The sequence below is a fragment of the Pseudoalteromonas sp. MMG010 genome (assembly GCF_018100905.1).
In the GTDB taxonomy this organism is placed as follows: Bacteria; Pseudomonadota; Gammaproteobacteria; order Enterobacterales; family Alteromonadaceae; genus Pseudoalteromonas.
The window spans coordinates 182,709-192,348 of sequence record NZ_JAGJEG010000009.1 but is presented as its reverse complement, the minus strand read 5'-3'; the positions used below and the strand labels follow the sequence as shown (position 1 = coordinate 192,348).

The following is a 9,640-nucleotide window of genomic DNA, read 5'->3' as shown; positions in this document are numbered from 1 at the left end:
GTTAGTTTTAAGCATGCTAATGACTTATTTAATACATAAAATGAAACTATCTCAATATTAAAAGGTTAATTCTGAACATGAATAGCAAATTTATAGTGCAGTTTTGTTAGTTTAATTAAAGTGGCTGTCTAGTTTATTTATTCAGTCATTCACATGCGTGTAATTCAGGTATAATCATACTAATGACTTATTTAATACATGAAATGAAACTATCCCAATATTAAAAGGTTAATTCTGAACATGAATAGCAAGTTTAATGGTGCAGTTTTGTTAGTTTAATTAAAGTGGCTGTCTAGTTTATTCTAGTCTATTTGTCAGTAACGGTAAATAAAGACGTTAAGTAGAGAAAGCGTAAAATAGCGAGCTTGGGCTCGCTATTTTTGTATTAGCCTTTGTTCTGAGTGAAGTATTAACCTTCTAATTGAAAGTCGTACACAGAACCTAGTTTTAATAGCTGTGTTAACTCATCAAGTGCGGTGAAACTTTGAGTAAGTAGGCTTGGATCGGCAAAATCGTTAGCTTCTAATTTATCGCGGTAATGACGGTTAGCCCAGTCACATAACTGTGTGTATTTTGTATCAGTTAAAATAACCTCAGGGTTGACTGCACTTAGTTCTTTCTCATTTAAAGCAACTCTTAGGCGTAAACATGCGGGTCCACCGCCATTTTGCATACTTTGCTTAAGGTCAAAAAACTGTACCTGATTTACCGGGTTGTCGGCCAATATCATTTGCTCAATGTAGGCACTTACAGCGCTATTTCGTTGGCATTCTTGCGGTGCAACTAATAGCATTGAACCATCGGGTAAACTCACTAACTGGCTGTTAAATAAGTAACTATTTACGGCATCACTTAAACTTACTTGAGTTGTTGGTACTTCAATAATATAAAACTCTTTATTGCCAACATACGCATTACGAATATTTTCTAAGGCGTGTGCTTGATTTAAAAATGCTTGTTGATGGCACAGTAATACGTTGGCATTACCTACGGCAATAACATCGTTATGAAATACACCTTGGTCTATTACATCTGGGTTTTGTTGAAGTAAAATTTGGCTTGTTGGTTTTAAGTTATGTAAACGACAAATAGCCTGCGACGCTTCGAGTGTTTGACGTGCTGGAAATTTTTCAGGTTTTGGTAATTGCTTATTAAAAGCGCTTTCACCAAATACAAACATTTCTAACCCTTGATCACCATGATTATCGCAAAAACGAGTATGGTTTGCTGCGCCCTCATCGCCAAAAAAGCCTTGATCAGGTAAGTGGGTATGATGCGCAAAATAGGCATCGTCGTTAAACATTGCTTTTAATAAGCGTGTGGTGGTTGCAGGCTCTAACGAACGGTGAAACTTATTATTTAAGTTAGCCGAGGTAAAGTGCACTTTTCCGTCTGTTGTATCTGGCGAGGGTGAAACAGTTGCGGCATTTGCGGTCCACATGGCTGAAGCTGAATAACAAGCACGTAATAAAATTGGGTCGGCTTTAAAGGCTTTATTAATGACTTGTGCGTCATTTCCACTAAACCCGAGTCGACGTAATACGTTAATGTCGGGACGTGCATGGGGGGCAAATACACCTTGAGTTAACCCTTTATCGTGCATCGCTTTCATTTTAGCTAAGCCTTGTAATACAGCTTCCTTAGGATTTGAATAGCTAGTTGCATTATTTAATGAGGCAACATTACCATATGATAATCCTGCATAATTATGGGTTGGGCCTACGAGGCCATCAAAATTAACTTCAAACGCGTGCATGAGTATTCCAACAATTACTTTTTCGAAGGCTTAACAATACAATGCTATGTATTATCTTGCAAAGTAATCTCATTGCATATCACATAATGTTAATGTTTTTTATAAAGAGCGCTCTTTATCAGCAATAGTGTGGGGGTTCGACGCTTCGTTTACTTGCCATACGCTAATGTCAAAACGCCAGAGTAGGTAAAGGGTATAGTATAAATTAAGCATGTGAATTCCTTTAAAGTCGTACTGAGTCAATAATATTTAAGAAAGAATTATGCCAATCTGAAGTTGAATTATTTATGAATAAAGATCAATGATTTAGTAAATGTACTTAATAAAAAGCTAAATTCACAGCACCACTATTGCGCAAATAATATAATCTTTGCACCGAAAAAGGAGCGCTAAATTAAATCTACTTAATTTTGTCATTAACCGATTTGATCTAGTAATTGCATAAGTTGCTTAACCTGATCTTTACTTATACCTGTAAATTTACACGATACACGCTCTGGAATATCACTCGCTTGCGCTTTTAATGCGTGGCCTTGTGAGGTTAATTTAACGAGCTTTTGCCGTTTGTCAGTTTGCTGCTTAACAATGTGTACTAATTGTTTTTCTGCCATTTTTTTTAATATTTGAGTGAGTGCGCCGCCATCTATTACGGTGTTTTCTATTAATGCAGCAATACTTATTTCATCTTGCTCCCACAGTGCCATCATTACAATATACTGAGGATAGGTTAAATTCAGCGCGGCTAAAGGCTCTCGATAGGCTCTAACAACACTATTTGAAGCTTTATAAAGGCGATGGCATAATTGATTTTTTAACCTTAGCTGCTCAAATTCCATTCGTGTTTCTCTATGTTTTTAATCAGGTAATATTTTAATTTGCATGCAAAGTATTTGCAATCACTATTTTTACGCGCTATTATTTTGCACGCAAAATAAATTAATGCACTTTTAAACTACTTAGGATTTAAATATGAATAAATTACAAAACATAGCGTATACAGCAAAAGTAACCGCTACGGGTGGTCGCGAAGGCGTCGCAAAGTCGGATGATGGTCGTTTAGATGTTAATTTATCAACGCCTAAAGGTTTAGGTGGCGATGATGGTCAAGGGACCAACCCAGAACAGTTATTTGCAGCCGGTTACGCCGCTTGTTTTATCGGAGCACTTAAATTTGTCGCTGGAAGTGAAAAAATAGCGTTACCAGATAGCACTCATATTGATGCGCAAGTCTCTATTGGTGCCATTGAAGGTGGCTTTGGTATTGCTGTAAGCCTGGCGGTTTCGTTAGGTGATATGGATAAAGCGCAAGCGCAAACATTAGTAGAAAAAGCACATCAGGTATGTCCTTATTCAAATGCTACTCGCGGCAATATCGCAGTAGAGTTAACTGTTGTGTAAGTTAAATATGTTTAGTTTTAGTGCATTTAAAGATATATGTGCACTAAAACTATTAAAATAGTGTAATTAAGCACATTTAATTTTTCATCTGAGGGGGAAGTTACCTATACTTACATAAAATTTATTTATAGGTTTAGTCAATGAGGCATATTTCGTTAGCCAAAAAACTTTTATGGTTATCTGTTAGTAGTATTTTTATTACTGTTATTATTTTAACTTCGATTATTTGGTATCAATTAACGAGCAGTAATGAAGTACTTTCAAGTAACGCTGAAAAAATAATTATCACCGAGGTAAACGAAAAACTAACGGCAAATAGTGCAGCTTACAGCGAAAAAATAGCTGGTTTTATTAATGAAGCATATCGTATTCCTATTACACTAGCTGCTATTTTAGGCGGTAACGAAAAAGAGAATGCTTTTTCAAGGGACACGGTGGTAGCGCTAAACCATGCTGCATTAGAGAAAAACAAACTATTATCCTCAATTTACGCTCAATTTGAAGCAAATGCATTTGACGGTGATGATGCCAATTACCAAGCAGGTTATAAGCATTCAGTGACGGGGGCTGGCACATTAGAAGTGTATATTACTCGCGATGAAAATGGCGTTATACAGCAGCAAAAAGTAGCTAATGCAAGTGACAAATATATAACAGAAAAAAATGAATTTGGGGTACCTCAAGCACATTGGTATTTATGTGCAAAAAACTCATTATTGCCTTGTATTATGGAGCCGTACCTATATCAAATCCCTTCAGGTGGGGCGGTTATGCTCACCTCTTTAACTGTACCTATTATTCGTAATGAACGCTTTATTGGCCTTGCGGGGGTTGATATTACGTTACCTACCTTTCAAGCGTTAACAGAGCAGCTTTCAAATTCATTATACAATGGGCAAACAAAAGTCACCCTATTAAGTGAGCTTGATTTAATTGTAGGCAGTAGTCACTACCGCAGTAAACTAGGGCGCCCATTAAAAGAGGCGGTTACTAAAGAGACGCTGGATAATTATCATTCGATTAATAATAAAGATGGTATTTTGACAAACTCAGATAGTATTGTGGTTGCCTATCCTGTGCATATAAAACTAGCTGATATAAATTGGACGTTATTAATTGAAGTACCAAAAAGCCTTGCTCTACAAGGGCCGGTTGCGCTTAATAAAAACTTAACCAATACACTCACTTCGCTTCAGTGGGCAATGATAATCACAGGATGTTTAATTACCCTTATTGCGTTTTTTGTTATGAAACTGGTGATTAAGAGTATTACCGCACCTTTATTACAAATTACTCAACGAGTCGACAATTTAGCCAATTTAGAAGGCGACTTAACGCACACAATTAATATTGACACACATGGCGAGTTAATTGGATTAGCAACTGGGTTTAATCAGTTTTTAGAAAAGCTGCGAGCTTTGATCTATCAATTAAAAGAGGTTTCTGGGCAAACGCGTGAGCAAGGTGAAATAACCGAAAGCATTGCAATCGAAACACAACAAAATGTACAAGCTCAATTTAAAGAAATTGAAAATGTTGTAACAGCCATGAATGAAATGAGCGCTACAGCTTTAGAGGTTGCTAGAGCTTCGGAGCAATCAGCGGCACAAGCCGATGAAATAAATAACTTAGTTCGCAGTAGCGAATCAAGTTTATCTTCAGCAATTACGCATGTTAAAACAATGTCTGGCGATATCCAAGAGGCTAACGAAGCTGTAGAAAAGGTTGCCTCTCGCAGTAATGATATTACTCATATTCTTGATGTTATAAGAACGATTGCTGAGCAAACTAATTTATTGGCGTTAAATGCAGCCATTGAGGCAGCAAGAGCCGGTGAGCATGGTCGTGGATTTGCCGTTGTTGCTGATGAAGTGCGTGCACTTGCTTCTAAAACTCGTTCATCAACGGATGATATCAGTACTTTAATTGATAGTTTAGTAAACGAGGTTGATAGCGCTTCGCGTATTATTGCTACAGGGGTTGATAGGGCGCAAACGGTCGTTGTTGAAACGGCTACTGCATTTGATGGCTTACATGAAGTGGTGACTAAGGTTGCTGAAATTACGAACCAGGTAACACATATTGCAACCGCAGCTGAAGAGCAAAGTTTAGTGACCGAAGAGATTAACCGTAATTTAACGATTATTTCAGATGCGGCAGGGCAGCTATCCCAATTATCGAGCCAAGCACAAGGAAGCTCTAAAGCATTAAATACTTTAGTTGCTGAGCAAGATATTGAATTACAAAAATTAAAAACATAATGCTTTCATAGTTTATAAGTTAAAAGCACGATTTATATCGTGCTTTTTTATTTTTATAACTTGCGTAGTAGCGCGAACATTTGATTAATCATCTTAGGAGCTAAATGTATATTATTAGGCCGGTTAAAGTACCCACGCAATCCGGTAAACTGGACCTGGAAAAATTGTGCGTACTCTTGCGCTGTTACTGCGTTAGACAATTCGTTATTAAGCTGTGCTTGTTTAAATAATTCAATTAAATCACTTTCAAACTGCGCGAGTAAATCTAAGCTTAACTCGTAAAGGGTTTCATCTTTAGTGGCAAATTCATTATTGGCTTTTACTAACATGCAGATTGCGCTTGGGTTACAGTCTTTTTTAGCGATTACTACACTTTCAACAAATGCTCTTAAACCACCGACAATAGTATCTGATGTGGCCAAAAAGCCTTGAATTTGGCTTTGCATTTGTAATGTATAATCTTTTAGCGATTCTCTATATAAACCTTCTTTAGAACCAAATGCAGCATATATGCTACCAGGGCGCATGTTTATTGCATCTTGTAAATCGCGAGTTGAAGTTGCATGAAACCCTTTTTGCCAAAATAATTGGCTGGCAAGGTATACAACTTTATCACGCTCAAATTTAACTTTATTTGCCATGTCTTTCTCAATATTTTGAACACATGCTCAATTTTAACTTGAACGGTCGCTCAAAATCAAATAGTATGTGCTCAGAAGTTAGTTAAAACACTTTTTAATATATTTACTTGGAGCAAAACATGGCAGAATTTACATTATATACAGCAGAAAATGCACCTGAAGAAGCGAAACCACTTTTAGAAAAATCAGTCGCTGCTTTTGGCATGTTACCTAATTTACATGCAGTAATGGCACAAGCCCCAACTTTGTTAGAAGGGTACCAAGTACTTCATGAACTGTTTCAAAAAACGTCATTTAATGCACAAGAGTTAACCGTTGTATGGCAAACAATTAACGTTGAGCACGACTGTCATTACTGTGTACCAGCACACAGCGGTATCGCAGCTATGATGAATATCGATCAAGATATTGTCGATGCATTAGTTAACAAAACACCTCTGTCTGATCCTAAGCTTGAAACATTACGCGAAACAACACTAGCTATGACACGTCAGCGCGGTGTAATTAGCGATGAGCAAATTTCAAAGTTTTTCTCTGCCGGTTACGCACAACAACAATTACTTGAAATTATTGTTGGTTTATCGCAAAAAGTAATGAGTAATTACACAAATCACCTTGCAAATACACCGGTTGACGAACCCTTTAAAAAGTTTGTTAAGTAATCGTATCGTAAGTACAAAAAAAGGCAGCTTAGGCTGCCTTTTTTGTGTGCATTTAAAAACAAAAATTGTCATTACTTATTGTAAATATTCAACACGCTCAGGTAGCATGGCTAATTTAGGTGAATAGTTCACCTTATTCGATTGTTCAAATGAGAATGCTGTGCTTAAAAAAACACTCACATTATTTGCTTTTTTATTTATAACCGCGATGTGGTTTATGTACTTTTATGCTGAGTTACTACTTGTTGTACCCAGCTATTTTAGCGTACTTAGTGTGTTTACTTTTTTGCTTTACGCTTGGGATAAACATCAAGCACAGCAGTCAAATTATAAAAAAGTAACACGTACCGCTGAGCGCACTTTACAGTTTTGGGCATTACTTGGTGGTTGGCCGGGCGCACTTATTGGGCAGCAGTGGTTACGCCATAAATCACAAAAACGCAGCTTTATACTCAAATTATGGCTAATGATTTTAGTTAATATAGGAGTGGTTAGTTTGCTCATAACCTCTTTTTATAGGGCAGCATAATGATAAAAATAAAACCTGTAATTATCTTTATTTTGACTACATTTTTATTGATAACCGCAACGCAAGGGTATGCAAGTATGTTTGGCTTTTTTAAAAAACAAGACGTGACATTATCACCGGCGATAAAAGGACGTATTTTAAGAGAGGGGGTAGCGCAAAAGCATATTAAAATAACCCGAAAGCTCACCTATGGTGACGAATATATTGATAAAACCCACAGTGATGAAAATGGTTATTTTAGCTTTGAAAAAAAGCAGATAAGCAGTTCAAACCCAAATAATATGTTTTTTAATAGCTCGTTAGGTCAGCATTTATATATTGGTAATGAAGACGATGAAAATGAGAATACGGTACTGTGGTATACCTTTATTAGCTTTGTTGAGCAACAAGATAGTTTAATCCCTTATTTGAGTAATTTCGTTTGTGATTTGCAGTTAAAGGCGCAGACGATTGATATCGCTATACCAAACACTCCACATGCTATAACGGTTTATACCCGTTGCATGCAGTAATTTAAGGGGGAAATCACCAGCGCTTACACACTGGTGATTTTAACGTTAGCGTTTTATTTTTGCGAATGGTTTATTTAACAAACCGATAATAGGGTTTTGCGTATAAATCTGTTCTTTTAAGATAAACCCGATAATCAATCCAAGAATAAATCCACCAATATGTGCGCTGTAATCAATACCACTTGGACCAGAAAGTGCACCAAATATATTAATGGCTAACCAAATACCAAAGAACCACACCGCAGAGAGCTTTTTATGGTAAACGATAAACATAAAAGTCAGGCTTGCATGGCGGAACCACATTAAATACATACCAAATAGGCCTGCAATTGCACCGCTGGCGCCAACACTTGGAATGTCAGAAAGAGGGCTTACGATAAAACTTGCAAACGACGCAACTAAACCACAGGCTAAGTACAATAATAAAAAGCGTTTATGGCCTAAAGCATCTTCAAGGTTGTCGCCAATAATATATAAAAAGTACATATTACCGAGCAAATGCATAACTGAACCATGCAAAAATACACAACTTAAAACACTCCATAATTGTTCACCTTGACTGATTTTCGCTGGCGTCATTGCAAAGTGTTCTAAAACAAAAGAAAAGTTGTTTGCACTTAAAAAATATAATGCAAATATTATGGTATTTAATGCGATTAAACCATAAGTAACCCACGGTGTTTTTTGGGGTTGTATGTTGTATTCAATAGGCATTTGAGTTAAAAATTGGAAGAGATACGTTTTCCAATTTACTTTTTCATTTAGCTCGGTTAAGTGCTCTTTAAGCTCGTGACTGTTAGCAACGACTTCAAGTTCATCTTTATCAATCCACGAACCATCACAATGTCTACATACATCTATTTCACAGTGATAATCTTCTAATAGATGAAAGCGCTCTAGTGACTTATTACAATCAGGACAATCGAGCTCTGAAACGCCAAGTGATTTGCCAAAATGAGTTTCGTATTTTTCGCCAATAGGGCTGTCATTTATTTCTGCTATCATGCGGTTTACTTCGTTTTTTTCAAACCATAAACCACCGCAATGACGACAAATATCGACCTCTTCTTGCTGATATTGTGTCGGCTCTAGTGCTACATCTTTACAATGTGGGCAACGTTTAGTTGGCATTTTCTAACTCCTTTAATGATCCGACTGAAATCCCATTTTGGTTTAGTTCATTTTGCAAATGCTCAGCACTGGCTTTAAGCTGAACTAATGTTTGAGTTTCAATAATGCTGATTATTTTATCAAGTTCTTTTGAACCCTGTCGGGCTGACATTTTTCGTTGGCTTACTGCTGCTAATATAAATTCGGCACGGGCATAAAAACGTCGTATTTGGGTTAAAAATACACTTGGGGTTTCAAGGGTTGTGGGTGAGTATTGCATCGTTTGCCAAATGTATTTTTCTACTTGTGGCTTATGATATTCAATTTCAGTCATCGGAGGGCTTTTTGCGATTCTAGCGGCGAAGTCTGCTAGAGTTGTCGCATTATCTTGCACTTCTTGGTAAAGCGATGTGCGTAAATAAAAGTTGTCTTCCATTTTACTATAAGTATCAAATTTTAATGCTTGCTCTAATCCACTTTGAGCGGCTAGATAAACACCAAAAATAGTAGATATCACCATAAAAAATTGATTTAACCAAAAACCGGTGCTTTTCAGTTCTTTATTATCAACCGTTTTAAGTGCTTGTGCTAACTTTTTTGTGGCCGCTATTTGCTGTTGACTTTGACTATTCGAAGGATTATTAGGCTCCATTATGTGTCCTTATAATTGTTGCTACTTTCTTCTGGGTTGCTAAGAGTACGTTAGTTATGAGATTTGATCAAATTATTACCTGTAATGATAACAGCCTATTTAGTAAGGCAAATTTAACT

10 protein-coding genes are annotated in these 9,640 nt (G+C 36.7%); 5 read left to right on the top strand and 5 right to left on the bottom strand.

Annotated elements, in window-relative coordinates:
* Positions 1–409: 409 nt before the first annotated feature.
* Both astB and J8L70_RS11330 read right to left on the bottom strand, forming a co-directional pair.
* Positions 410–1,756, bottom strand: a complete 1,347-nt coding sequence (astB, locus tag J8L70_RS11335) for an N-succinylarginine dihydrolase (RefSeq protein ID WP_211055692.1) — start codon at positions 1,754–1,756, stop codon at positions 410–412.
* Between the two features lie 416 nt (positions 1,757–2,172).
* A complete protein-coding gene (locus tag J8L70_RS11330; protein WP_211055691.1) occupies positions 2,173–2,592 on the bottom strand; it encodes a MarR family transcriptional regulator in 420 nt (139 codons plus the stop codon).
* Positions 2,593–2,725: 133 nt separating this feature from the next.
* Between J8L70_RS11330 and J8L70_RS11325 the strand changes: the two genes are divergently transcribed.
* Both J8L70_RS11325 and J8L70_RS11320 read left to right on the top strand, forming a co-directional pair.
* On the top strand, positions 2,726–3,154 hold the full coding sequence (locus J8L70_RS11325) for an organic hydroperoxide resistance protein (RefSeq protein WP_211055690.1): 429 nt from the start codon (positions 2,726–2,728) through the stop codon (positions 3,152–3,154).
* A gap of 140 nt (positions 3,155–3,294) precedes the next feature.
* Positions 3,295–5,415, top strand: coding sequence for a methyl-accepting chemotaxis protein (locus J8L70_RS11320; protein WP_211055689.1), 2,121 nt, complete (start codon positions 3,295–3,297; stop codon positions 5,413–5,415).
* A gap of 53 nt (positions 5,416–5,468) precedes the next feature.
* Here J8L70_RS11320 and J8L70_RS11315 read toward each other — a convergent pair whose 3' ends face one another.
* Entirely contained in the window at positions 5,469–6,056 is a 588-nt protein-coding gene (locus tag J8L70_RS11315; RefSeq protein ID WP_211055688.1) for a TetR/AcrR family transcriptional regulator, read from the bottom strand.
* Positions 6,057–6,175: 119 nt separating this feature from the next.
* Here J8L70_RS11315 and J8L70_RS11310 point away from each other — a divergent pair, with 119 nt between their 5' ends.
* From J8L70_RS11310 to J8L70_RS11300, 3 genes are all read left to right on the top strand, one after another.
* Positions 6,176–6,718, top strand: coding sequence for a carboxymuconolactone decarboxylase family protein (locus J8L70_RS11310; protein ID WP_211055687.1), 543 nt, complete (start codon positions 6,176–6,178; stop codon positions 6,716–6,718).
* Positions 6,719–6,878: 160 nt separating this feature from the next.
* Complete coding sequence (locus tag J8L70_RS11305) at positions 6,879–7,247, top strand: DUF1294 domain-containing protein (RefSeq protein ID WP_211055686.1); 369 nt, start codon at positions 6,879–6,881, stop codon at positions 7,245–7,247.
* Positions 7,247–7,759, top strand: a complete 513-nt coding sequence (locus J8L70_RS11300; protein ID WP_247664786.1) for a DUF6795 domain-containing protein — start codon at positions 7,247–7,249, stop codon at positions 7,757–7,759. Before J8L70_RS11305 ends, J8L70_RS11300 begins: the two co-directional genes overlap by 1 nt.
* A 45-nt stretch (positions 7,760–7,804) precedes the next feature.
* Here J8L70_RS11300 and J8L70_RS11295 read toward each other — a convergent pair whose 3' ends face one another.
* Both J8L70_RS11295 and J8L70_RS11290 read right to left on the bottom strand, forming a co-directional pair.
* Positions 7,805–8,890 (bottom strand): rhomboid family intramembrane serine protease, encoded by a 1,086-nt coding sequence (locus tag J8L70_RS11295; protein WP_211055685.1) that lies wholly within the window; start codon positions 8,888–8,890, stop codon positions 7,805–7,807.
* On the bottom strand, positions 8,880–9,521 hold the full coding sequence (locus J8L70_RS11290) for a hypothetical protein (RefSeq protein ID WP_211055684.1): 642 nt from the start codon (positions 9,519–9,521) through the stop codon (positions 8,880–8,882). The genes J8L70_RS11295 and J8L70_RS11290 overlap by 11 nt, the downstream gene beginning before the upstream one ends.
* Between the last annotated feature and the right edge of the window lie 119 nt (positions 9,522–9,640).